This is a genomic window from Hyphomonas sp. UBA3601, assembly GCF_002375605.1.
In the GTDB taxonomy this organism is placed as follows: domain Bacteria; phylum Pseudomonadota; class Alphaproteobacteria; order Caulobacterales; family Hyphomonadaceae; genus Hyphomonas.
The window spans coordinates 1-1,635 of sequence record NZ_DFME01000098.1; the positions used below are offsets into that span (position 1 = coordinate 1).

Below are 1,635 nucleotides of genomic sequence, written 5' to 3' on the forward strand. Positions count from 1 at the left end.
GCAGTGAGATTGATAGTTTCGTAAGTGGCGCGAACGGGTTCCGGCGCTTCATCCTGCATCATGCTGGGCTGGCCGCCGAGGCGGGCGGGGTCGAGGCGTTCCTGATCGGCAGCGAGATGGTCGGGCTCAGCCGGGTTCGGGATGCGACGGGCGCGTTTCCGTTCGTTGAGGCGCTGGTGGCGCTCGCGGCGGAGGTGAAGGCGATCCTTCCGGGGGCGGAGGTCTCTTACGGCGCGGACTGGACCGAGTATGGCGCCTATGTGCCGGGGGACGGATCGGGCGATGTCCTGTTTCCGATGGATGCGCTCTGGACGAGTGCGGATGTCGATTTCGTCGGCGTCGACTGGTATCCGCCGCTGGGGGATTGGCGTGATGGCGACGATCATCTCGATGCGCTGGCAGGATATGCCGCGGCGGATGATCCGGCCTATCTGACGTCCCAGATCGCGGGTGGGGAGGCGTATGACTGGTATTATGCGGATCAGGCTGCGCGCGATGCGCAAGTGCGTACACCGATCAATGATACAGCGCATGGCGAGCATTTCGTGTTCCGACAGAAGGATATCGCCGGCTGGGCGGGCGCGTATCATCACGAGCGTCCGGGCGGGGTGCGCGCGGCGACGCCGACCGGATGGGTGCCGAGGATGAAACCCGTTCGCCTGATGGAAATCGGTTTTGCGGCGGTCGACAAGGGCGGCAATGCGCCGAACCTGTTCTACGATCCCAAGAGCAGCGAGAGCGCGCTGCCACCCTATTCGAGCGGGGCGCGGGACGAAGTGTTCCAGCGGAGGGCATTGGCGGCGGTTTTGCCGCACTGGGAGACAAGCTCGCTGGTTGAAGCGGCTTATGTCTGGGCGTGGGACGGGCGACCTTTCCCGGCCTGGCCGCTGAAGGAAGAGGTCTGGAGCGATGGCGGCAATTGGGCGCGCGGACATTGGCTGAATGGGCGGTCGGGCCTTGCGCCGTTGGCCGATGTGGTGGCGGATATCTGCGCCCGGGGCGGCGTGGCGGCGGTCGATGTGTCCGGGCTCGATGGTATTGTCGAAGGCTATGGGCTGGACGGGGTGCATTCGGTGCGGGCGGCGCTGGAGCCGCTCAGGGCAGCGTATGGCTTCGAGTGCGTGGAGCGCGGCGGGGCGCTGGTGTTTCGCATGGCGGGCGAGGGCGGCGTGCTGGATGTGGCGTCCGGCGCGCTGGTCGAAGGCGGACTGAAGAAGACCCGCGCCCTGCTCGACAAGGCACCGGCGCGTCTCAGGTTGACCCATGTTGATCTTGAGGCGGACTATCAGCCGGGCATGGCGGAGGCGCGATTTGACGGCGGTGATGCAAGGCTGGTGCAGGATGTGGCCCTGCCGCTGGCGCTGGGAGCGAGCCGGGCGGAGGCGGTGGCCGGGGCGCTGCTGGCATCGGCGGCGAGTGGAGAGACGGCGATGTGCGCGTTTTCACTATCGGCGCTTGCATTGGAGCCGGGGGATGGGCTGCGCGTGGAGGACGGGCCGGTCTGGCGTGTCACGGATGTTGTCGACCGGGGCGGCGTACGGGCGCTGACCTGCCGGGAGGAGGTTGCCGCGATGCCGCGCGTGCGGGCTGGCGAGGCGGGCAGCGCGCCGCCGGCTGCGCCTGTATTCGGCGGGG

General features: G+C 67.8%; 1 protein-coding gene. It reads left to right on the plus strand.

Going from position 1 to position 1,635, the window contains the following annotated elements; all coding sequences use genetic code 11:
• The coding region (locus tag B4F73_RS09835; protein ID WP_290483152.1) for a glycoside hydrolase/phage tail family protein at positions 1-1,635 on the plus strand (1,635 nt) is incomplete at both ends.